Source organism: uncultured Acetobacterium sp. (assembly GCF_927416815.1).
Lineage (GTDB): Bacteria > Bacillota > Clostridia > Eubacteriales > Eubacteriaceae > Acetobacterium.
The window spans coordinates 1-23,260 of the sequence record NZ_CAKMJU010000087.1; the positions used below are offsets into that span (position 1 = coordinate 1).

Consider the following 23,260-nt stretch of genomic DNA (forward strand, 5'->3'; position numbering starts at 1 on the left):
TGATGGATCAAGGCACCCTGTACTTAAAATACGTTTCCGGATAAATGAGGTAAGCGATGGGAATTAAATTTAACGGCCGTGAGATTGAAAGCCTCAAAGCAAATGGACTGACGATTATCGAAGCAGTGATAAATGGCCGAGTGGTTTGGCCGGAAGAAAGCGATTTTCATTGGCAGCCCAACCCCGATATGGTCTGGGCTAAAAGCCAATGGGAAGCCTTAGCACAAGGGCGCATCGGCTATCTGCGGATGCATTATGCCAAAGACCTGGTCAATGACTTCTTTTATGAACAAGGCACCGTTGTCACCTCCGATGGACAGACTTATCAGAATTCAGAAGGGGTTGAACACATTTGGGATTATTCCAACAGCCGGGTCAGTGCAGTGTACCCGAACACCAAAGTTGTCTGGACCATGTATTTCCCCAATAATCCAGCGATTTATCCCAGTACAATTGAATATGGGGAGACCTATTTTTGCTTTGACGGTGTCACGGCGGATTGGTATCCCTGTCTCTGGACGGATATCGCTTACTTTGATCTGTTAAACCAGGCATCCGTTTTTATTGATGATAGCAGTGTGGCGCTTTATCTCGGCTTTTTCAATGAATGTCGAAAGCTCCAGGCAATCCCAAAAGAATTCACGATGATCTTAAGTGCTTATCGGTTGCGAGGGATTTTTTCTGGCTGTACCGCTTTGACGTCGGTTCCATATCTGGATATGACCAACGCTATATACGGAATGGGGATGTTTGAGGGCCGAACCAATCTTAAAGAGTTGAAATTGGTCAATATCAATACTTCAATTGATCTATCACCCTGTATCAATCTAACCAAGAGCAGTCTGAGAAATGTACTGGCGGGGCTGACCGATCGTACGGGTCAAGATAAGCTGGCCATTGGTTTGGGCGCCGCCAATATCGCTAAGCTTTCTCAAAGCGAACTGAGTGTGGCACTGAATAAAAACTGGGATGTGGTTGAGACCATCACCAACTGGCCGGATTATTCGGAGGATGAGTAAAGTTTGGAAGGAGATTTTATGCGAAATTTTAGGGTTACCGTCAAAGAAAAGCAGCTTTTTTATGACGAGATGATCGTGAATCAATATGATCATTTGGTTCAGTGTTTGGTATTTGAGATTCCTAGAATGAATGATGGTCTGAACGTGGATGATTTTAATATTCATATTGAAACCGAGCTTGGTCGTTTGACGGATCGGATTCTCATGATACCGGTAATCGATGGTGATTTTGTGCGTTTTATTTGGATACTGACCGCTACGACAACCCAAGCTGTCGGGCTTTTGGCTTTTGAAGTGCAGTTAGAAGGAAAAGCGGATCCGGGTATTCCGGTTTGGCAAAGTGAAAAAGGATTGATCCGCATCAACCAATCGATCAAAGCTGATACACCTCAACCACCCATTGAACCCTCAATCCTTCAGCAATGGGAACAGCAAATGATAAAACTGGACGCCGATGCCCTTTCTGCTGTGGAACAAGCAAATCTGGCTAGCCGTGAAGCATTGAGCATTGTCGAACGTGCGAATAAAGGTGAATATATCGGAGCTAAAGGAGATCCCGGCATTGCTGGTGAAGCCGGACCAGAGGGCAAACCTGGCGTTCAGGGGCCTCCCGGTGAGAAGGGAGAGCAAGGTGTTCCTGGTCCTCGAGGCATCACTGGTGAAGCTGGGCCACAAGGTCCACCCGGTATTCAGGGACCAAAAGGTGATCCGGGCGATGCTGGTCTTCAAGGACCGGCTGGTGAAAAAGGTGAACCTGGGTCACAAGGCCCACAAGGGCTGCGGGGAGAAACTGGTACCCAAGGAGAACCCGGCTTGCCAGGGCCAAAAGGTGATCCAGGCATGGATGGACAACCAGGAGAACAAGGCCCAAAGGGCGATAAAGGTGACCCTGGAATCCAAGGGTTGCCCGGTGAAAAAGGTGACCAGGGTATTCAAGGGATGCAGGGTCTCACCGGTGTAGCTGGTCCTCAAGGGATCCAAGGGTTGCAGGGATTGACAGGCGAAACGGGACCTCAGGGTGAGCCAGGTATTCAAGGTCCCAAGGGTGATAAAGGTGAACCGGGGATTCAAGGACTCCAGGGCTTAACCGGCGAAACAGGACCACAAGGTGATCCAGGCATTCAAGGTATTCAAGGTATTCAAGGACCTCCCGGCGCAAAAGGTGATCAAGGTATCCAAGGTTTACAGGGCTTGACAGGCGAAACTGGTGCTCAGGGTGAGCCAGGGATTCAAGGTCCCAAAGGCGATCAAGGCATTCAGGGAATCCAAGGAATCCAGGGCATGACCGGAGAAACGGGTCCTCAAGGCCCGAAAGGTGACCAGGGCGTTCAGGGGATCCAAGGGCTGCCCGGCGCAAAAGGTGATCAGGGGCTCCAAGGGTTACAGGGTTTGACCGGTGAAGCCGGCCCAAAAGGGGAGCCAGGCGTTCAGGGGCCTAAAGGCGACCCGGGTGAACCGGGAATTCAAGGCCCAATTGGTGAACAAGGTATTCAAGGGATACCTGGAGAAAAGGGCGATACCGGCGATGTGGGGCCAATTGGTCCAGCGGGTGCTGCTGGTTATTCACCGGTAAAGGGAGTGGACTATTTTACTGAAGCTGATAAAGCGGCATGGTTTGATCCTTTGGGGACACGGCTGGATGCGGCTGAATCTGCTATTACAGCTATTACAACCCAGCTTGGTACTCTAAATGATCAATTGGAAGGAGCGTTAAATGGCAACTAAAACCTTAAGTCAAAACATTCAAACAGCCATCACCGATCTTTCCAATATTAAAACGGCGTTGGTCGCTAAAGGTGTAGCTATTCCATCAGGAACACCATCAAATAGCTATTCAGGACTGATTGATGGTCTGCAGATAGGCTCACCAGCTAGTGCGGAGTTTAATATTTATTTTGGAGATGTAGCTCCAGAGGACACGACAAAGCTGTGGGTCAAAACAGCAACTGTTTCGAATATCCGACTGGACAGTCAAATAACTAGCGTTGTCAATGCGACTACCCGGATCAATGATGTGATAAACTCAGCCACCAGTGAAATCGTCAGTGGCTATGGCGGATGTGCCGAACGGGTAGATAATCTGGTCTATCTCTTTGGCTCATATACCATGAGTCCGAAAATATTGACCTATAATCTGGATACTCTCGAAACAGCATCAACAGGCGTTGCCATGCCATCCAATTACTACAGAGAAGCAGCCACCGGTCGAGTCGGAAATTTGATCTATCTGCTTGGCGGTCTGAAGTATGCAACCATGTCACTGGATATCTACCAATATAATATCACTGAAAAAATAATCACAAAGCTTACGGTTACCATCCCTAATAATAGCATTTATGGTTGGCGGGCGTTTGGGTATGCCACAGTGGGAACCAGAATCTATCTGTTTGGCGGGTATAAGTCAACCAGTTCGTCATCTTCTTATATTGCCAGTAGTGCCTACTATTTTGATACAGTAGCGCAGACATTTACTACCATTGCAACACCATTAACATATAATCGGGTTGAAATGGCAACGGCGGTTGTGGGAACGGACATCTACCTGATTGGTGGCAGAAATTCCAGTGGCTCAGAAACCTCATGGATTACAAAATATGATTCCCTGCTTGATAAATATACAGCTGTGGCGAACCTGCCTTCCGTTTGTTCCAACTGTCGAGCCACTGCAATTGGCACAGATATCTTTGTGTTTTTTAGTAGTAATATTTATAAGTTTGATACGCTAACCAATACTGTTACCACTGTTTCAAGCGGACTTACCTGGAGCTTTAGTGGTGGTTCGATTGTTTCATATGGTACAGACATCTTCAATTTTTGTGGTAGCAGTTTGACGAATGGCGCTTTTAAAACCATCACGGATGTGACTTTGGAAGCCAATCACTTACTCATTTCAAGTCTTAAATCAGGGTACCCAGTTGCGCTGTTTAACCAGCATGGCATTGATATAAAATTGCCAGTGTCAAATGTGTTTATGGGAGATGTAAACAACAAAGCTCAAAAAGTCAATGCCTACTATTATAATAACGCCCAGTGGAATCTGATTTAAAACAATTGTAAAGCCTTCGGGCTTTTTTTATAGAGAAAAATACATTTAAAGGAGAACAAGAAAAATGGAATATCTTGATAAGATTAAATTAGTCGTCGCCGTGGCCTTCACGGCCCTTTCCGGTTGGTTAGGGATGTTGGCCGTGCCGGTCATCTTGCTTTTTGTCCTGGCTACCTTTGATTATATCACCGGACTGGCAGCAGCCAAGTACCGGGGTAATAAGATCTCAAGCTATAAAGGCTTTCAGGGCATTATGAAAAAGGTCTGCCTGTTTTATCTGATTGCCGTGGGTGCGATTCTCGATTACACCTTACTCTATGCCAGCCAGTATATCGGTGTCGATGCCCGAGTCAATTTTGTTATCGCATCCTTTGTCGCCGTTTGGTTGATATGTAACGAGATCATCAGCATTTTAGAAAATATGAAGGATATGAATGTTAACTTCCCACCATTCTTAGAAAAGCTGACCCAGAATATCCGCACCCAGATGGAGAACGAATCGGAAGGTAAAATTCAATCTGATACAGAAGATAAAAAGTCGGGCAATGAAACCGGAAAAAGTAACAGCTAAGATTTAAAAACATAAACAGAGGAAATGGTCAGTGATCATCGCCTCTGTTTTTTTATTGGAGGAAAGAATGACGACTGCAGAAAAAGATCGAATCCATGAAATGCGGCTCTTGGGTATTAGCTATTCGCAAATTTCTAGTGAACTCAATATTTCTGAAAACACCATTAAGTCCTATTGCAGACGCCATAATCTCGGAAAGACGATGACAAAGAAATCCACCGGTATTATTGATGAAAAAGATGTCTGCAGACAGTGTGGGAAACCCATCAAGCAAAGTTCTAAAGGGAAGCATAAAAAGTTTTGTACTGAAGAATGCCGCCGGTTGTGGTGGAAAGCCAATGATGCCCACATCCAGAGAAAAGCATATTATGCCCTAGTTTGCCATGGCTGCGGTAAAACATTTAAGAGCTATGGCAATTCAAAGCGAAAATTTTGTAGCCATGCCTGTTATATCAAATATCGGTTTAAAGAAAAAGTTGAGGAGACGCCATGACAAAAGAACAATTTGACCAGGAAAAGAGTTATCGCATTTCAGTCATTTTATCAAAAGAACTGATGAGTAAAGGTCTTATCACAAAGGAAGAATTTGACCACATAGATACGATGCTGCTGGAAAAATATCAGCCCATTATTTCGAGCTTATAATGGCTTAATGACTTGCTTTGTATCAAAATCAGAGCTAACATCACAGGTGGAAAGGAGTGACAAAATGATGCGAAAAGTTATTAGAATCGAGCCTGTAGCAAAGCTGCCAGTGAAAAAGCGGGTGGCAGCTTACGCCAGAGTTAGTAGTGGAAAAGATGCCATGCTTCATTCGTTATCTGCTCAGATTAGCCATTACAGTGAAACCATTCAAAGTCGGCTGGATTGGCAGTATGCCGGTGTTTATGCCGATGAAGCAGTAACGGGAACCAAGAATAATCGAGCGGAGTTTCAAAAAATGCTGACAGATTGTCGGAATAAAAAAATCGATCTGATTATCACCAAGTCGATCTCAAGGTTTGCGCGAAATACCGTGACATTGTTAGAAGTGGTCCGTGAACTAAGTAGCCTTAATATTGAAGTCTATTTCGAAAAAGAAAATATTTACAGCCTAAGCGGGGATGGTGAGTTGATGCTCACTATCCTCGCTTCTTTTGCGCAGGCGGAAAGTCTACAGGTTAGCGAGAACTGTAAATGGCGTATTCGCAAGGGTTTTCAGGAAGGGGAGCTGGTTAACCTTCGGTTTATGTATGGCTATCGGATAAGTAGAGGAATGATTGAGATTGAAGAAGAACAGGCACAGATTGTCCGAATGATTTTTGATGATTACCTTGGTGGGATGGGGTGTACACAGATTGCAAAAAAGCTCAGAGAACAAAATGTTAAAAGAATCAGAGATGGAATCTGGACGGCTGAACGCGTTGGTGAAATACTAAAAAATGAGAAGTATGCTGGAAACTCGCTTGCGCAGAAAAAATTTGTGTCAGACCATTTAGACAAAAAGTTAGTCACCAATTGGGGTCAGCTGCCAAAGTATTATGCAAAGGCTACCCACCCGGCCATCATCGATCAAGAGACCTTTGACAAAGCGCAGGATTTATTAACGAAAAAGCGAAAATCATCTGGGAAGAAAGAGAAGGCTGTTTATGCTTTTACTGAAAAAATAGTATGTGACAAATGCGGGAAGCATTACAACCGGAAACCCACTCATGGATATGTGTATTGGAATTGCCGAACCTTTCTGCATTTTGGAAAATCAGTCTGTCATACTAAGCAGATACCTGAAGAAATACTCATGCAAGTATCAGCTGATGTCTTAAAACTGGACCATTTTGATGAAGAAATTTTTCATCAACAGATCAAAGAGATCCGGGTGCCTGAGGATTTTAAATTGGTTTTTATTTTTCATAATGGAAACACTATCGATAAAGAATGGCAGAATAAATCAAGAAAAGACAGTTGGGATGATAAAAAGCGGCAGGAAGCCAGAGAAAGACAAAACTTGATGACGGAAAGGGGGATAGCAAATTGAATGCTACAAGAAATGTAAGATCCGTTACGGTTATTCCGGCAACTCCTGAATTATTTATGCAGATCGATGAAAATCCTTCCAGAAAAAAGCGGGTGGCTGCATATGCCAGAGTATCAACTAATTTAGAAGAACAGCAAAGCAGTTTTGAGGCTCAGCTGGATTATTACACGAAGTACATAAAAGGCAAAGAAGAATGGGAATTTGTAGAAGTTTATACGGATGAGGGTATTTCAGCAACAAGTACCAAAAAGCGAGATGGCTTCAATCGCATGATTAAGGATGCGTTGGATGGAAAGATCGATTTAATTGTTACCAAATCAGTTTCTCGATTTGCCAGAAATACAGTTGATACACTGACAAATGTTCGATTGCTAAAAGAAAAAAACATCGAAATCTACTTTGAGAAAGAAAATATTTACACTCTCGATAGCAAAGGGGAGCTATTGATCGCCATAATGTCAAGTTTGGCTCAAGACGAAAGCCGCTCAATTTCAGAAAATGTAACATGGGGAAAACGAAAGAGTTTTTCTGACGGAAATATCTCCCTCCCTTATAAGAGTTTCTTGGGATATGTAAAAGGGGAGAATGGATTACCACAGATTGTTGAGGAAGAAGCAATGATAATCCGACTCATTTATAAGCTTTTTCTGGAAGGGCATACCCCTTCGTCCATTGCCAAACAGTTGATGGCATTAAACATTTTAAGCCCAACGAAAAGACAAAAATGGCCGGTGTCAACGGTAATCAGCATTCTTAAAAACGAAAAATACAAGGGCGATGCAATACTGCAAAAACGCTACACGACGGACTTCTTGACTAAAAAAACAAAGACCAACGAGGGGGAAGTTCCTCAATATTATGTTGAAAACAGTCACCCAGCCATTATTCCACCAGAAACCTTTGGCCTGGTACAGGAAGAGTTTGCCAGAAGAAAATCAAAAGGCGGTTATACTGCTTGTCAAAGTTGTTTCTCCAGCCGGATTATTTGCGGCGATTGTGGCAGTGCCTACGGCAGCAAAGTCTGGCATGCTGGCAGCAAATATCAGCGTACTGTCTGGCAGTGTAATAACAAGTTTAAGAAAAAAGACAAATGCAGCACACCGCACTTGTATGATGAAACCATAAAAAAACTATTCGTGGAAGTTATGAATCACCTTATTAAAAATAAAACAGAGATACTTAAGAATTACCGCCTTATGATTGAGAAGCTAACAGATTGTCAGAATTTAAAGGAAGAACTGAAGCAAGTGGATGAAGAATGCAGCTCCATTGAAATGATGGTTGATGCCTTTGTCAGTGAAAACACCCGGGTAGCGATGGACCAGGAGGAATACCAGCGCCGCTATAACGCTTATGCTGAGAGCTATGATAAACTTCGCAATCGCCATATGGCCTTAACCGAAGAAATCAGAAAACGAAAAGCTCGAAAAAGCCAGATTCATGCCTTTTTGGATATTCTTGAAAAACGCAACCATCTACTCACAGAGTTTGATGAAATCCTCTGGCGTCGGACTATTTTAGAGATGGTTGTTCTCTCCAAGGATGAAGTCAACTTTCGGTTTAAAGATGGAGCGGAGATAAAATGGCCAATGAAAGGAATATGAGATGGCTGAAAATCGAGATATCAAAACGATCACTAAAAGAAAGGGGATTTCACATCATCAACTCAAACGGGTCTGTGCCTATATTCGGGTATCAACCGGTCACGATCTGCAGCTGAATTCATTGGAAAACCAGGAGCAGTATTTCAAACGTCTCCGGGACGCCTTCGACTGGCCCCTGACCATCTCCTCTGGAGCCCGGTGTCCGCCGGTCAACCGGGATGCTGGCGGCGTTCCGGATTCCTGTCACTTAACTGGTGAGAGGTATTTGATGCTTATTTTACCGGACATATGAATGCCGGGGTGATGGAGGCCATGGCTGGTTTCGCCGTGGCTCAAGGCTTTGGGATGATTCGTTATCCCGATGAATTGTTTTGCCATTTCCAGATTCCGCTTAGGAATTCGATTGCTTATTAGAAAAATTGAAACCCTCGTCAGTGCTGACGAGGGTTTTCATGTTTATATAGAAATTTAAAAGAAAGTCAATTTTACATTATACAATATTTGAATTTTATTGTTGGTCCAGAAAATTTAGTAAACCTAGATCTGTGATCTCAGAAAGTCTGTGCGTAAAAACCTCTGGAGTGTCGACCATCCCAGCTTTAATCCAGTCAATCGTCATATAAGTGAAACTATAGGCGTAAAATTTTGTAACGAAATCATATGTTTCTGAATCAAAGTGCTTCTCATTGTGAAGATTATTGATAAGTGTATGAAAATTTTTGAGTGTTTCTTCAAAAAGACACTCCGCAAAACAATTTTGACCTTCAGTGGTCAAGGCATTTAAATAGAAAGCTTTATTTTCTTTTAAACCATTTAAAACGACGAGTGTTCCCTCACTCCAATGTTTTTTTGGATCAACAGCAGAAAGGGATTTTATAATTTCGTCTTTATAAATCCAATTTACCAAATCTTGCTTATCTAAAAAGTAGTAGTAAAAGGTTCGTCTATTTAAATTAGAAACCTGGCAAATTTCCTGGATAGTAATATTCTTTAATTTTTTTTTAGTCATTAGCTCTTTTAACGCAGATGCTAGAAGCATTTTTGAGTTTTTTGACTTGCTCATTGAATAACTCCTTTTGTTGAATTGAAAATATTATCACAAATAGGTCTCTTTGTTGGTATGTCAATATTATAACATATGCTAGACTGAAATTAAATAAATATGCAATTTTTAAATCAGGAGGTTATATGTCAAAGTACACAAACTTATTTTCGCCTATTAAATTAGGCAATGTTAATGTTAAAAACAGGATTGTTATGTCAGCAATGGGCACTAATTATGCAAATGCTGATGGTTCTGTGAGCCGAAGATTAATCGATCATTATACAGAACGTGCAAAAGGTGGCGTAGGTTTGATCGTTGTGGAGGTAACTGCTGTTGATTATCCAAAAGGCAAAACAATTTCGCGACAGGTGAAGTTAAATGATTACAATGATATTCCAGGTTGGCGGGATTTGGCTGATTCTGTACATGCGTATGGAGCAAAGATCGTTTGTCAACTTCATCATGCTGGAATGTTATCCAGTTTTGCCAAATCAAATGGTAGTCAGCCGGTATCAGCATCAGAAGTTACAAATGCTAATGGTGAAGTATGTCGCGCATTATCAACGGATGAAGTTGAAGAATTGGTTAAAAAATTTGTTCAATCGGCAGTCTATGCGCAGTTGGCAGGTCTAGACGGCGTCGAAATTCACGCTGGTCATGGATATCTCATTAGTCAGTTTAACTCAAAGTTAATTAATCATCGAACTGATAAATATGGAGGAAATAGTGAAGGAAGAGCGCAATTCTTATTAGAAATAATAAAAGGAATACGCGAAGCTTGTGGAGAAAAATTTTTTATCAGTGTCAGATTAGGAATTGAAGATACTGCTTCAGGTGGAAACAGCCTAGAAGACGGGATTGAAATTGGTAAATTGCTAGATCAGACGGGAGTAGATTTAATTAATATCACAACGGGTGTCATTGGTGTGTTGGGAACCGCCGTAGAGACACAGGATTTCGCTGAAGGTGCTCGAGTTTATATGGCTGAAGCTTTAAAACCCCATGTTAAGACTCCAATTGCCTTTGTTGGTAAACTTAGAAATCCTGAAATGTGCGAGAATCTGATTGCTGATGGCACAACAGATCTGATCAACTTGGGGAGACAATTGTTATGTGATGCCGCATGGCCTTCAAAAGCGGAACTCAATGAGGTACATACCATACGAAAATGTATTTCATGTAGTGAAGGCTGCTTCGGTAATCTCGTTTTCAAAGAAAGTGTTGTTCAATGTGTATTAAATCCGTATCTAGGTATGGAAGATAAAATGACAGAATTAAATCCAGTTCCTGTTACGGATGTAAAAAAAGTTGTTGTTGTAGGCGGGGGAATTGCAGGTATGCAAGCAGCGATTACTGCTTCAAAGCGGGGCCACGATGTAACATTGTTGGAAAAAGAAAGAACACTGGGAGGTCAAATAAATATTGCTAAAGTTCCACCAGATAAAGCAGACTTAGAAAGTATTGTGCCCTGGTTTGAGCAAGAGTTGATCAATGAAAGTGTTAAAGTAAAGATAGAACACGAAGCGGATGTCGAAAGTATTCTAGCGCTTTCACCGAATGCGGTTATTATTACTACCGGTTCAGTTCCTAGCCTGCCACCAATACCTGGAGTAGAAAAAGCAATAGATTCCTGGAGTATTTTAAACGGGAGTGTTGCAGTACCAGAAAATATGAAAATAGTTGTCATTGGCGGTGGTACCGTTGGCTGCGAAACATCTTTATTTATGGCACAAAACAAAAATCAGATCACGATCATAGAAATGCTTCCGCAATTATCTAGTGGACAAGAAATTACACACTTGCTTGCTCAAATGACCGCCATGAGTGAAGCGGGAATAGAATCAGTCACATCTGCGACTGTAAAAGAGATAACGAATGATACCGTCATATATGCGGACAAAAATGGAAATATTGTAGAATTACCAAGCAATTTCGTCGTTGTTTCAACCGGTCAAAAAAGCACAGGGAATGATTTATTGGAAGAAATAAAGGGAAAAGGCATTAAATGCATGATCGCTGGTGATAGTAAGGGTATTGGGAATATTAGAAGTGCAATTCGCAGTGGATTTGAAATCGGCTACAATATCTAAAAAAATTAAGAATGGATTATTGTAAAGCCGTTTTACTGTAAAGGGAATTTATAAACAAAGAAAATTCGGGTGAGTTTTTTAACCCCTACCCGAACACTATTTACGAGGAGGTTAATTATGGAAGACAATACGGATTTGAGCATTACACCAGAAGTCAATGAAATAGAATTACTTAAAAAGAAATTAAAAGACATGGAAAAGGAATTGATGCGTGAAAATTGTTTTACCATGTTAAAAGATGTTTTATTCTATTTTGAATTGGATCAGAAAAAAGAAAATGTGTCTTGGACTAGTAATGAAAACGTTGAAAACATGATGGAGCAAATAAAGCGAGTTCTTAAATCAGAAAGTCATAGATTCGGGGAGTATTATAAAATAAAAGGTGATTATACACATGTAAGTGGAAGTGATCATGGTCATGCTCACAGCCATAATCATGGCCATCACCATTCTCATGACCAAAATAAAGATGAACGTTTAAACAAGGATTGAGGTGATGTGATTTGAAAGGGTATATGGGAAAAATATTAATTGTGCATCTGGACACCGGTGAAATAAAAGAAGAAATGGTACCAGCTGTTGTGTATCAACAGGTGCTTTCAGGCGTGGGTATCGGTGTTTCTCATTTGCTAAAACATATTCCATCAGATGCTGATCCGATGGGACCGGATAATGTACTGGGATTTGTCAGTGGCCTGCTGACAGGTTCCGGCAGTTTGATGACCGGTCGTTGGCTAGCAGTGACGAAATCGCCTCTCACTGGCGGCTGGGGTGATGCCAATTGCGGGGGATTTTTCTCCCCAGCGATCAAGCAATGCGGTTATGATGCCATTTTTTTTCATGGCATTGCTAAAGAACCGGTTTACTTATTTGTCAGCAATAAAGGCCCGGAACTGCGAAGTGCAAAAAAATATTGGGGAATGGATGCTACTGAGGCAGAAGACGCCTTGATAAAGGATTGCCAGTCAAACGGTCTAAAAAAACAGCCCCGGGTTGCGGTGATCGGTGAAGCCGGAGAAAATTGTTCCTTAATTTCCGGAATCTGTACCGATGGTGGAAGAATCGCCGCCCGATCTGGAGTCGGTGCGGTGATGGGAAGCAAAAAATTAAAGGCTGTCGTTTTAGCCGGTAATAAAACCGTTCAAATTGAACATCCGGATGGGATGAAAAAAATTAGTAAAAAATTTGCCGATCAAATGCGTAATGCCAATATGCCATCCCTGAAGCTTGGAGGAATGTTAGCTATAGGTGGAAAAGTCATGGGGATGATGACGACATCCGGCCCCATGGATGGCGGATCAACAGCTATGCTGCTTAAAAAATGGGGAACACCCATGGCGACAACCCTTACTGTAAGAATGGGGGATGCGCCCATAAAAAATTGGGCCGGTAGTTCAAAAGATATCAGCAGAAAGTTTATTAATGCTTATAATCCGGATCGTGTGATCGACCGGGAATATAAAAAATATCACTGCTATTCCTGTGCTTTGGGTTGTGGTGGGGTGATCGGCATCAAAGATGTGGAGAATGGTGCCTATTCTCACACGCATAAACCGGAATATGAAACCCTGGATGCTTTTGGACCACTGCTGATGAATGACAATTTAGAATCCGTCTTGTATATCAATGAATTAATGAATCGGGCAGGCATGGACACCATATCAGCGGGCAGCGTGATCGCCTATGCTATTGAATGTTATGAAAAAGGTATTATTTCACCCGAGCAGGTGGATGGTCTTGAACTTAATTGGGGGAATAGCGATGCCATTATTACTCTGCTGAGAAAAATGATTAAACGAGAGGGGATAGGCGATATTTTAGCTGATGGTACAAAAAAAGCAGTTGAGCGGCTTGGTGATGATACCGCTATTGCAGCCATGCATATTGGCGGTCAGGAACCAGGCATGCATGATTCCAGAATGGATCCGCAATTGGGACTTCACTATGTGGCAGATCCAACACCGGGTCGCCATACTGGTGGATCAAGGCAAACTTATAATGGGCTGGCCCTTCATTTAATCTGTTCCTGGGTACCGAAACCTGAGAAAGAAAAGAAAGCTCTCGAATATATTCCCAGTGAAAAAGAAGCAATTAAAAGTGTGGGTTCAGCCTGCTATAAAGAACTTCTTGATGGTGCCGGTGGCTGCTATTATGGCATGCTACTAGGCAACAATAACTGGAATATCGTTGAGATGTTAAATGCAGCTACCGGATGGGCATATACCGGTGACCAGTATATGGAAATTGGCAAACGGATCCAAACAATGCGCCAACTTTTTAATGCCAAACATCATGTACCCATTACTGAATGGGCCTTGCCGGACAGAATGGCCGGAAAACCGCCTCTGAAAGAAGGACCGCTAAAAGGAAGAACGTTGCAGAATGAAGAGATGGTACGGCTCCATTGGAAAGCATTTGGCTGGGATGAAAAGACCGGGATTCCAACAGAAAAAACCATTGAACAACTAGGCATTAATTCTGTGTTGGAAGAGGTAAAGTAAATGGGAAAAAACAAAATGAAAAATCCTCTGTTTGACTATCTGGTTTGTATTGCCTGCGGCGTTTGTTATCAGGCCTGCCCAACAAGCTGCATCAACCTTTCCAAAACAGATATGGATCGATATAAAAAAGCATATCCCCAGGTAGAGAAAATGGAAGCATGCATCAGCTGCAACATCTGCAGTAAGGTTTGCCCCATTGACGCAATTACAATGATTGAGGAATAAATCGAATGAAGATTTTTGTTCTGCCTCCGGGTAGATATACCTCAGAAAAAATTGATGAAAACGGATACCTGGAAATGAAAGAAAATTCGACAGTTGGAGATGTTTTGAAAACTTTAAAAATGCCAAAAATCATTGCAAAGATCTGGCTTGCCAGTGTCAACGGGCAAATTGTTCCGTTTAATACTATCCTGAAAGATGGTGATACCGTCGGATTTTTTTCCGGACTTTCAGGTGGTTGATAGAAATAAATAGTACTGAAAGACAAATATATAAAAAAATAAAACTAAGATTGCAAGATGGTTTTCAGAATATCTTGTGATATAAAAAAAGGAGAAAAAAATGGGTTTTTTAAATTTTCACGGTCATAATAGTGTCTCGTTTAATGGCCACGACAAACCGGCGATTCCGGTCTCGCTCTCTCAATACATCATGCATTATTTATATGGTGCTAATGAGCCTCTGATACTTAAATCTACTGATAAGATATTAGATGTAGGTGAATTTGGTGAAGGAGAAGCTCAGGAAAAAAGTTTGCAAAAATTCAAAGCGATGAGTGCAAATCCAGCACTGCAATTCTTGCCCCATGGGATCGTTATGAGTCGCAATGCAGCTAAAAATGTCTTGGATTTTGTCTATTACGTCGAAGGGGCTACGAATGGTGCACGACTTGCAGTAGGTCCATGTATCTGCCAACGGGCTCTTGAAAAATACCCAAACGGTTTAACAGAGCCTGAAATAAAAGATATTACTTTGTTTTACAGTGCAGATATTTATTTAGATCTGGGCATAGGATTCAAGGAAATTACTAATGATGAAGCGAAAGATATTCTTGATGAAATGCATAATCGCGGATATCTTCATAATGCAATGTACATGTTTCAAAAAACAAACGCTCTTTTTGTTATGTGTAACTGTGATGCTAACATCTGTGCAGTACAGAGAGGTGCGCGATTAACTGATAATACAGATGCCAAAGGTCCTGAAATCTGCGTCCGAGATGCAAGCAAATGTAAGGGTGTCAAAGAATGCGGAAAATGTATTGATCGGTGTTTTTTTGGAGCCAATAAAGCGGATGGGGATGAAGTTATTTTTGATCAAAACAAATGCAAAGGTTGTGAACTTTGCGTAACCACCTGTACAGGGAAAGCCCGGGAGCTGACAATTCGGGACGATTATGAATATGAAGATCTCATGAGTAAAACGTTGCTTTTGGCAGGTAAATATGGATATGAAAGGATGGTACCCTATGAAAGATAGAACAAAAAAAGCGATCAACAAAGGTATTTCACTTGGCGTTGTTGCAGGTGCAGCGGCTTACGGGGTTGTGAAGAAAGACTGGAAACCATTAGCAGCCGTTGTGGCATTGCATGCCACGGAATATGCGGTAGTAGGTCGAAAAATCGGTAAAGCTGCTGAAATATCAGAACCGGCGGCAGTCGCAAATTGTATGCTTTTTGGTATTACCTGGTGGCAACCTCTTGAATCAGAAATCAAAGACGCAAAGAAAAAGACGCAAATTACGGCTGAATTGGAAAAAGAAGGTCTGATCGACAAAGACAAATTTAAAAACAAGGGTTGTGGAATCCGTTTTGAGAGTGAAATCAAATAGAACTAAATATGAGGAGAAATAAATAATGGCAGCAAAAATAGAAAAAAGCTATGTAGTGATTGAAGAAGCAAAACAACTCAATTATTTAAATGATTATGTTGCTTTACCCAAAGAATACGGAACCCCTGGTTATGATGGCAGGGAAGATGTAAGAGAAATAAAAAGAGTTGTATTTTCAGCACTTTCTAAACTGGATGATAAAATAGACTTAAAAAAACAGATCAATGGACGACATGTGATTATAAAGCCAAACCTGGTGACTGTCATTCACAATATGGGATATAAAAACGCAGATATGCCACAATCCACTGATCCCAGAGTATTTGAAGCGGTGGTGGATTATATCTCCCGTTATACGAATCGGATCACCATCGCCGAGTCAGCAGGTGCGTGTACTGCCACCACAGCGTATTTTAAAATAACCGGACTTGATCGGGTTGCAAAAAAATACAATACCGGTCTTGTAGCTTTTGAAAATACGCCAATTGACCGTTATATACTCCCAAAGGCAGAGATTATGAAAGAAGTCTGTATTCCCCGTCTCCTCAGTGAAATCGTTCGGGGCGATGCGTATTATATTTCGGTACCAAAAATGAAAACTAATCTGTATACTGGCGTTACCCTGGGATTTAAAAATGCGATGGGAACCCTGCCAGAAAATATGCGCTATCGAAACCACAGCTATCAAATTGAAAAAAAATTAGTAGATCTTTTGTACCTTTTTAAACCCGATTTGACCGTCATTGATGGAATTGTCGGGGCTGAAGGTTGTACACCGGGACCGGTTGATCCGGTCGATTCTAAAATGATTGTCGTCAGCAATAATTCGGTGGAAGCAGACAGAATTACGACTGATATGATGGGATTTGATTCCAAGGAAAATGAACTCATTAAAGAAGCGGTCTCGAGAGGATATGGGGATCCCAAAACCGAAATAATCGGAACCCCTAAATATTTCAATTTCAGACCAGCTGATAAATCACTGTTAAATGACCGGTTTCGAAAAAATTTCCCAAATGTTAAAGTATTAGTCGGTGTCACCAAAAATGATGCAATCCATAAAATCACCAATCTTGGTGATGTAACACCAGAACTGGTTAGGGAAATGGAAGGGATGTGCAATGGTGGCTGCCGCCCAACATTGGCTTATCTTTTTGAAATGTATGTATATAGCAAAAAGCCAATTGATAAAAACTTTAAAATGGTTATCATCTACGGAACTGGCGTAAAAATCGATGGGGTCACCTACTATTTTGATAGTGATGGCAAAGCGTACAATAAAAAAGATATCAATGAACTGCCCATGCCTAAATATGCTATTGGTGAATGTGCCAGAGATATGGAAATTTTTGCTGACGTATTTAGTGGTGGTTGTTGTGATATTGGTGCGGCAACAGGTGCCATTCAAAAGGCAACCGGATTAACGCTTCCGATGTTGTCTTTGGATAATAAAGTATTACCTGGTATGTTAAAAGCTATGGTAGAAACGTATGTCAGCAGAAGAAAAATACTGAATGATGGGGACTACTATGATATTCCCTATGATCAGAAAGATTTTGATAAGGTATTTCCAGTACCAACATTAAGCGAAGAAGAAATGAAACAAGACTTTATTGAATGGCCGCTGCCGCGGATGACAGAAAATATGAAAAAAGAAAAACTGAAAAATCTCAAATTAATGTAAACACTCAGAAGGATGAAAGATATGGATAACTATTTAAATGAATACCGTCAATTGTTTCAGCAGATTAAATCAGGCGAAGTGAATATCGAACAGGCATTGAACCAGGTGAGAAATCTCAAATTTGACGATCTTGGATTTGCCAAAGTGGATCATCATCGGCAAATCCGCAATGGTTATCCCGAAGTCATCTTTAGTCAGGGAAAAACCGTGGAGCAGATTAAAGCCATTGTTTTAAAACTGGCTGAAAAAAACAATAACATCATGGCGACTCGGGCAACCCGGGAAGTCTATGAGGGAATTTGTGAGGTTATTGAAGATGCTGAGTACTTTGAAGCAGCCAGAATTGTGGTGGTGAAAAAAAGAAATATTCTAGTGACCGAAAAGACAATTGCAGTTGTTAGCGCCGGAACTTCAGATATACCTGTGGCCGAAGAGGCGGCCATAACGGCCGAAACTCTTGGCAATCGTGTCACCCGGGTTTACGATGTGGGGGTTGCTGGGATCCATCGGCTCTTTGCTAATGCAGACACCCTGATGAGTGCCAACGTTTTAGTTGTAGTAGCTGGAATGGAAGGCGCCTTGGCCAGTGTGGTTGGTGGAATGGTGGATAAACCAGTTATTGCCGTTCCAACGAGCATCGGTTATGGTGCCAGTTTTGGTGGCCTGTCAGCATTACTCACCATGCTCAATAGCTGTTCCAGTGGGATTAGTGTGGTTAACATTGATAATGGATTTGGGGCAGGCTACACAGCCAGTATGATTAACAAACTATAAATAAACGAGGTAAATAAGTGAAAGCACTATATTTCAACTGTTTTTCAGGAATCAGCGGGGATATGACTCTCGGTGCCCTCCTGGATTTAGGCATCGATCAAGAACATTTTGTCAACGAATTAGAAAAATTAGACTTAAACGGCTATACCATTGAAATAAAAAAACAGATTAAAAAGTCTATTATCGGAACCGACGTGGATGTCATTTTAAAGGAAGTGCCTGGGCAACATTATACAAGAAATCTTTATGATATCCAAAAAATAATTGACGACAGTGAATTAACAGACTGGGTTAAAGCCAAAAGCAAAGATGTTTTCAAAGAAGTCGCCCGTGCCGAAGGAAAAGTTCATGGTAAACCCATTGATCAGGTTCATTTTCACGAAGTCGGAGCTATTGATTCCATCGTGGATATTGTGGGATCGGTCATATGTCTTGAGCTGCTGGGTATCAAAAAAATCCATGTTTCAAAAATCCATGACGGGAATGGATTTATCAAATGCCAACACGGCATCATTCCAGTACCAGTGCCGGCAGTAATGGAAATGCTTTCGGGTACAAATATTCCTTTTGTGACTGAGGATGTAAAAACAGAAATGGTGACGCCCACAGGAATGGCACTAGTAAAATGTCTTGGGACGTCTTTTGGACAGATACCTGAAATGACTATTGAAAAAGTAGGATATGGCTATGGAAAAAGAGAAACGGGACGCTTAAATGCATTACGTGTTGTTATGGGTGAAGTGCTATAAATCTCAGGGTAAAGATTTATGAAGTTTTGAAGAAGTACTGTAAGTATTTTTAATTAACCAATGGAATATTGTTTAAACTATTAAAACGAATCAAAATATGATTTGTAAGGTATTAAATAAGTTCAATAGTGTTTTCCCTCATTTGTATGAAAACATAAAAAAATCAAAAAAAAAACGCCTAATATACAGGCGTTTTTTTGGATTAACTCAGGTTTTCTAGCATCGCTGATACCTGATTGGCGAGGCCAGCTTCATCGGCGACAAAGACAATCACGGCAAGATTAAGAATGACTGCCGGATGACGCGCTTCTTTAATCTGAACCCCGTCGCCGGTAGTGGAGAGCATGGCGCTTTTTCCTTTTTCGGTAAGATGGGCTTTGATGTGACCCACCAGACCTTTCTGGCTTTCAATCCAATCGGCCAGTTCTTTTAAACCAAGGGCTAAGGCATCCTTTATCTGCTGATACTCACCGCTGATTTCACGCTCAGCTGAGACAATGATGGCGTTTTCATGGTGGGTAATGGAAAGGTCATTATGGTCAAGCTCGGGGTGTTGATGCTCATGATGTTTATGGTCTTTATGCTCGTCATGATCGTGTCCGCAGGCACAGGTCTCTTCCGATTGGGGATGATGTTGATGGTGTTCACCGTGATCGTGACCACAGGTGCAGGACTCTTCCGGCTGGGGATGATGTTGATGGTGTTCACTGTGATCATGGCCGCAGGAGCAGGGCTCGCCATTATGGTCGTGATGAGGATGTGGTTGGTGATGTTCGTGTTTCATATTGTTTATCCTTTCAACTTCTTATAAGATCAGCCAGCAGATTTCCAAGCAGCTGTTCCCAAAAATCACCGGTAAATTTGGTAATTGCGGAGATGGTATAGCAGGGGATACCGGGGTTATAGCTCCGGATACTGGCAGTGACTGAATCCAGACAGCTTTGATCCACACAATCGATTTTATTAATTAAAACACTGCTGGCATTTTCCAGCTGACCTGAGACAAATGGCTCCATGGCTGCAATCAGCCGGAACCATCGCTTGGCATCAACGATGGTGATAATCACAGTTTCCACACCAAAGGCATCTTCTACCGTCTGTTTGATCTTATCGGGATAGGCCAGACCAGTGGCTTCGATAATCAGCCATTGGGGATCGAATTCCGTTTTTAAGTACGAAACCGTATCCTCCAGCTGGGCCGATGAGGTGCAGCAGGCACAGCCGGCAAAAAGATTTTTAACGGTCAGCCCCTGGTTTTCCAGCAATAGGTTGTCCACCCCGGAGCCGCCAATTTCATTTTCCACAATCACCACCGGTGTGGTATGCTCCTTTTTTATAGATCGGACAACCAGAAATTCAGCCAGTTGCAGCAACACACTGGTTTTTCCGGATCCCAGAAATCCTCCTAGTACGATAACTTTCATTTTATTTCCTTTCTTACCTACGAATTCCTTTAAGTAATTGCGAAACTGGACACAAAACTCACGGTACCTTCGTAATTGGCTACTTTTAATTTCGTTCTAAAATCAACATCGACAAACCCAGATAAAGTAGTTCGTCGTTGGAATCAAGATTTATTTTAAACAGTTCCTCAATTCGTTCCAGCTGATTGAGAAAGGAACTGCGATGAATATACAGCTTCTTGGCGGCCGCCGCAGCGTTAAGCCGACAGTCAAAAAAAATCAGCAGCGTTTGGTAATATTCTGTATGCTTCTCGGCATCATATTGCCTGAGCGCCAGCAACTTTTCATTGCAGATCTGATGGGTTTCGAAAATGCCGGTGCTGTTTTTCAGCAGATAAGCAAAGGCATAGTCGTCAAACCGATACGTCCAGAACATCGGCTGGTCGCAGGTGCCGAAATCCAGGGCAATTTCAGTTTGGTGATAGGCCGCCCGCAAATCACCCATGTCCCCAAAAACCCGGCTTAATCCAGCCACCAACAGGCTGTCTCGAAGAAAATAGGGTAATTGTCGATAAAAATTTTTATCATTGACCGAATTAAACTGATCCAGATTAATCAGCATCAGCAGTCGTTCCCTGTAATTCAGACAGACACAGCCCTGCCACTGGTTTTCAATTTCGGAACTGAGGTAATCAGTATAAACATTTTTGGCATACCGGGTATTGGATCGAAACTGAACGATCTGCAGCTTGTCCGTTGTTTTCCAGTTGTTTTCAAAGGCGACTTTCTGCCATTGTTCGTCGGAACTCTGTTCATTTTGTAGCATGTTCAGCAGTGGCTCCCGCAGGCTGTTTAGCGCTACTTCTTTTAAATTGAAGGACTGATATTTTTGTTACAGTTTATCAGCGGTGGTAAATAAATGGGCCAAAATAGTCCGGACATAGGTTTTTGCAATTTCTTCGCTGCCGTTTGACAGCTGGATGATAAACCGTCCTACATAGCCATTATGATCAAAAACATTTTTGCAGATCATTTCGTCTGTACCGGATGGCGATACCACGACGTAGTCAAAGATATCAGGCAAATCATACAAGGACTGGAAACTGGAATCAGTGATAAAATCGTTCACCACTTCTGGGAGTGAATTTTTATTTTCATCCATAAAAGCAGCGCTGGTTAATTCCTCAATGGATTTGGAATAGGCCGTATAATGAAACTTTTTATCAATCAAAAGAATCGGTTCGGTCAGAATCGGCTGGCAGCTGTCAATCAGATCCTGAAAACTGCCATTTTCATAGTAGATCTGGGTCAGCCGCATATCCCATTGATCGAATCGATTGTAGATATCCTGGAGGTAATTGAATAATGATATCGCGGAAAGGTCTGATTTTATCACCATTACGGTTCCTTCAATCATTTTCAGTGATCGGTTTGGTGTTTCGATACACAAAAAGAGCGTCTCAGCACCGTGGTTCCGGCTATCAATCAGGGCTTTGAGACCGTCGGCATCAATAATGACCACAGTTCCCGCAATGTCCAGACCTGTTTCATAAAACACGGGACGCATAAAGCCAATGTCCGGATCACTTTTTTTCTCAAAGCTAACAGCAAACTTTTTAATCAGCCAATAGTAGATTACATCCTGAGAAAGTCTCATAGGCACCTCTAATTTTAAATAAATTTTCAGAAATTTCACGATGTGAGTTCATTCTATGACATGCATCGCCATTTTGCAAGGTTGCATTATTATATCTCCACGATATCCTACACTATGTAGAGAATGAACCCTGCAGTATCCTCTACTATGCCGGATGTACTTTTCGTAAAAATACCACTATAATCAAACCATGTAAACGGTTTTGATTGTGATTAGTGATTAAATTGGCAAATATTAACGAAATCTAGGAGGAAATATTATGTTAACATCAAAAGAAAATTTTTTACTGGCTGCAGTAGAACACAAAAAACCAGAGTGGGTTCCCAATGAAATGAGTGATGTCATTATGTATGGCGGTGCTTTTGAGAGCTTTGAAAACGGCCCGGCCGGCGGTGGTCTGGACGGCTTCGGGGTAACCTGGCATGCCACCGAATCAGCTGGCGGCCAGCCGGTTCCGGGTGGTAAACCGGTGCTAGATGATATTGAAAAATGGGAAGATGTCGTTAAGTTTCCCAATTTGGACGAGTATGACTGGGAAGGCAGCCTTGCCATGCAGTCTGCCATTATGGGAGCAGATCGTGATCAGCGCGTGGTTGAATATGGCATGTGGAATGGTCAGTTTTTACGTTTGACGCATTTAATGGGTTTCGAAAATGCCCTCTGTGCCATGTTGGAAGAACCGGAAGCCTGCGACGCGCTCTTTACTGCCATTACCGATTATAAAATTAAGCTGGTCGAACGGGTCGCCAAACATTTTAAACCGGATATTATTACCAGCTATGATGACATTGCCACCGAAAGAGGTTTGTTTATGTCACCAGGTACCTATCGATCGCTGATTAAACCGCATCATAAGCGGTTAAATGACGCCATCAGAGCCAATGGCATCGTTCCCTTTATCCATACCTGTGGGAAATGTGAAGAGATCATTCCCGATTATGTGGAAATCGGTACGGCTGCCTGGACATCGGCTCAACCAATGAACGATATTGAAGGGATTTTGAAAAAATACGGCAGCCAGATTGCTGTAGTTGGCGGTTATGACACCAATGGCCGTCCTGGTCTGGAAGATGCCACAAATGAAGAAATTGATGCTGACGTTAAACGTTGCATGGAAACCTATGGTTCTTATGGCAGCTACGTATTTATGGGCTTTAGATTGATGAGCGGAGCTGGCCCGGAAAGCTTTATGGAAGGTATTCTTCCGATTAATGCTGCCGTTGAAAAATATAAGCATATCAAATAATCTACACAAAGAGTAATCACTGG

General features: G+C 41.9%; 24 protein-coding genes and 1 pseudogene. 20 read left to right on the forward strand and 5 right to left on the reverse strand.

Annotation, left to right across the window (positions count from 1 at the left end; translation table 11 throughout):
* Positions 1 to 56: 56 nt before the first annotated feature.
* The 9 genes from QZ998_RS12030 to QZ998_RS12070 all read left to right on the forward strand — a co-directional run bounded on the left by QZ998_RS12030 (position 57) and on the right by QZ998_RS12070 (position 8,546).
* A complete protein-coding gene (locus QZ998_RS12030) occupies positions 57 to 1,019 on the forward strand; it encodes a hypothetical protein (protein ID WP_296560915.1) in 963 nt (320 codons plus the stop codon).
* An 18-nt stretch (positions 1,020 to 1,037) separates the two neighbouring features.
* Positions 1,038 to 2,744, forward strand: a complete 1,707-nt coding sequence (locus QZ998_RS12035; RefSeq protein ID WP_296560916.1) for a hypothetical protein — start codon at positions 1,038 to 1,040, stop codon at positions 2,742 to 2,744.
* Positions 2,734 to 4,065, forward strand: coding sequence for a kelch-like protein (locus QZ998_RS12040; RefSeq protein WP_296560918.1), 1,332 nt, complete (start codon positions 2,734 to 2,736; stop codon positions 4,063 to 4,065). The genes QZ998_RS12035 and QZ998_RS12040 overlap by 11 nt, the downstream gene beginning before the upstream one ends.
* A gap of 64 nt (positions 4,066 to 4,129) precedes the next feature.
* The gene (locus QZ998_RS12045; protein ID WP_296560920.1) at positions 4,130 to 4,636 is read left to right on the forward strand and encodes a phage holin family protein; all 507 of its coding nucleotides are present in this window, start codon (positions 4,130 to 4,132) and stop codon (positions 4,634 to 4,636) included.
* A 67-nt stretch (positions 4,637 to 4,703) separates the two neighbouring features.
* On the forward strand, positions 4,704 to 5,129 hold the full coding sequence (locus QZ998_RS12050) for an RNA polymerase subunit sigma-70 (protein WP_296560923.1): 426 nt from the start codon (positions 4,704 to 4,706) through the stop codon (positions 5,127 to 5,129).
* Positions 5,126 to 5,281 carry an SHOCT domain-containing protein gene (locus QZ998_RS12055; RefSeq protein ID WP_296560925.1) on the forward strand — a complete coding sequence of 52 codons (156 nt, stop codon included), beginning with the start codon at positions 5,126 to 5,128 and terminating at the stop codon, positions 5,279 to 5,281. Before QZ998_RS12050 ends, QZ998_RS12055 begins: the two co-directional genes overlap by 4 nt.
* A 64-nt stretch (positions 5,282 to 5,345) precedes the next feature.
* The gene (locus tag QZ998_RS12060; protein WP_296560927.1) at positions 5,346 to 6,650 is read left to right on the forward strand and encodes a recombinase family protein; all 1,305 of its coding nucleotides are present in this window, start codon (positions 5,346 to 5,348) and stop codon (positions 6,648 to 6,650) included.
* Positions 6,647 to 8,254, forward strand: coding sequence for a recombinase family protein (locus QZ998_RS12065; protein ID WP_296560930.1), 1,608 nt, complete (start codon positions 6,647 to 6,649; stop codon positions 8,252 to 8,254). Before QZ998_RS12060 ends, QZ998_RS12065 begins: the two co-directional genes overlap by 4 nt.
* A 1-nt stretch (position 8,255) precedes the next feature.
* Complete coding sequence (locus QZ998_RS12070) at positions 8,256 to 8,546, forward strand: D-Ala-D-Ala carboxypeptidase family metallohydrolase (protein WP_296560933.1); 291 nt, start codon at positions 8,256 to 8,258, stop codon at positions 8,544 to 8,546.
* 216 nt (positions 8,547 to 8,762) lie between these two features.
* On the opposite strand, the gene QZ998_RS12075 is transcribed toward QZ998_RS12070, so the two are convergent.
* Complete coding sequence (locus QZ998_RS12075; RefSeq protein WP_296560934.1) at positions 8,763 to 9,317, reverse strand: TetR/AcrR family transcriptional regulator; 555 nt, start codon at positions 9,315 to 9,317, stop codon at positions 8,763 to 8,765.
* Between the two features lie 125 nt (positions 9,318 to 9,442).
* On the opposite strand from QZ998_RS12075, the gene QZ998_RS12080 reads away from it, so the two are divergent.
* From QZ998_RS12080 to QZ998_RS12125, 10 genes and pseudogenes are all read left to right on the forward strand, one after another.
* Complete coding sequence (locus tag QZ998_RS12080; protein WP_296560936.1) at positions 9,443 to 11,389, forward strand: FAD-dependent oxidoreductase; 1,947 nt, start codon at positions 9,443 to 9,445, stop codon at positions 11,387 to 11,389.
* A gap of 117 nt (positions 11,390 to 11,506) precedes the next feature.
* Positions 11,507 to 11,881, forward strand: a complete 375-nt coding sequence (locus QZ998_RS12085) for a hypothetical protein (RefSeq protein ID WP_296560939.1) — start codon at positions 11,507 to 11,509, stop codon at positions 11,879 to 11,881.
* Between the two features lie 23 nt (positions 11,882 to 11,904).
* Positions 11,905 to 13,890, forward strand: a complete 1,986-nt coding sequence (locus QZ998_RS12090; protein WP_296560940.1) for an aldehyde ferredoxin oxidoreductase C-terminal domain-containing protein — start codon at positions 11,905 to 11,907, stop codon at positions 13,888 to 13,890.
* Positions 13,891 to 14,115: a 4Fe-4S binding protein gene (locus QZ998_RS12095; protein WP_296560942.1), complete on the forward strand. Its 225-nt coding sequence runs from the start codon at positions 13,891 to 13,893 to the stop codon at positions 14,113 to 14,115.
* A gap of 5 nt (positions 14,116 to 14,120) precedes the next feature.
* On the forward strand, positions 14,121 to 14,354 hold the full coding sequence (locus QZ998_RS12100) for a MoaD/ThiS family protein (protein ID WP_296560944.1): 234 nt from the start codon (positions 14,121 to 14,123) through the stop codon (positions 14,352 to 14,354).
* A gap of 100 nt (positions 14,355 to 14,454) precedes the next feature.
* On the forward strand, positions 14,455 to 15,372 hold the full coding sequence (locus QZ998_RS12105; RefSeq protein WP_296560945.1) for a hypothetical protein: 918 nt from the start codon (positions 14,455 to 14,457) through the stop codon (positions 15,370 to 15,372).
* Entirely contained in the window at positions 15,338 to 15,724 is a 387-nt protein-coding gene (locus QZ998_RS12110; RefSeq protein ID WP_296560947.1) for a hypothetical protein, read from the forward strand. Before QZ998_RS12105 ends, QZ998_RS12110 begins: the two co-directional genes overlap by 35 nt.
* A gap of 25 nt (positions 15,725 to 15,749) precedes the next feature.
* On the forward strand, positions 15,750 to 17,408 hold the full coding sequence (locus QZ998_RS12115; protein WP_296560949.1) for a DUF362 domain-containing protein: 1,659 nt from the start codon (positions 15,750 to 15,752) through the stop codon (positions 17,406 to 17,408).
* Positions 17,409 to 17,429: 21 nt separating this feature from the next.
* Positions 17,430 to 18,182, forward strand: a complete 753-nt coding sequence (gene larB, locus QZ998_RS12120) for a nickel pincer cofactor biosynthesis protein LarB (RefSeq protein WP_296560950.1) — start codon at positions 17,430 to 17,432, stop codon at positions 18,180 to 18,182.
* A 17-nt stretch (positions 18,183 to 18,199) separates the two neighbouring features.
* Positions 18,200 to 18,919, forward strand: a pseudogene (locus QZ998_RS12125) (LarC family nickel insertion protein); the annotation flags it as partial.
* A 214-nt stretch (positions 18,920 to 19,133) separates the two neighbouring features.
* Here the strand turns inward: QZ998_RS12125 and QZ998_RS12130 are convergent.
* The 4 genes from QZ998_RS12130 to QZ998_RS12145 form a co-directional block, all read right to left on the reverse strand.
* On the reverse strand, positions 19,134 to 19,715 hold the full coding sequence (locus tag QZ998_RS12130; RefSeq protein ID WP_296560952.1) for a hypothetical protein: 582 nt from the start codon (positions 19,713 to 19,715) through the stop codon (positions 19,134 to 19,136).
* Between the two features lie 13 nt (positions 19,716 to 19,728).
* Positions 19,729 to 20,355 carry a GTP-binding protein gene (locus tag QZ998_RS12135; RefSeq protein WP_296560954.1) on the reverse strand — a complete coding sequence of 209 codons (627 nt, stop codon included), beginning with the start codon at positions 20,353 to 20,355 and terminating at the stop codon, positions 19,729 to 19,731.
* Between the two features lie 85 nt (positions 20,356 to 20,440).
* Positions 20,441 to 21,160: a helix-turn-helix domain-containing protein gene (locus tag QZ998_RS12140; RefSeq protein WP_296560958.1), complete on the reverse strand. Its 720-nt coding sequence runs from the start codon at positions 21,158 to 21,160 to the stop codon at positions 20,441 to 20,443.
* A 66-nt stretch (positions 21,161 to 21,226) separates the two neighbouring features.
* Positions 21,227 to 21,991, reverse strand: a complete 765-nt coding sequence (locus tag QZ998_RS12145) for a hypothetical protein (RefSeq protein ID WP_296560959.1) — start codon at positions 21,989 to 21,991, stop codon at positions 21,227 to 21,229.
* A 259-nt stretch (positions 21,992 to 22,250) separates the two neighbouring features.
* Between QZ998_RS12145 and QZ998_RS12150 the strand changes: the two genes are divergently transcribed.
* Positions 22,251 to 23,237 (forward strand): uroporphyrinogen decarboxylase family protein, encoded by a 987-nt coding sequence (locus QZ998_RS12150; protein ID WP_296560961.1) that lies wholly within the window; start codon positions 22,251 to 22,253, stop codon positions 23,235 to 23,237.
* The last annotated feature ends 23 nt before the right edge of the window (positions 23,238 to 23,260 follow it).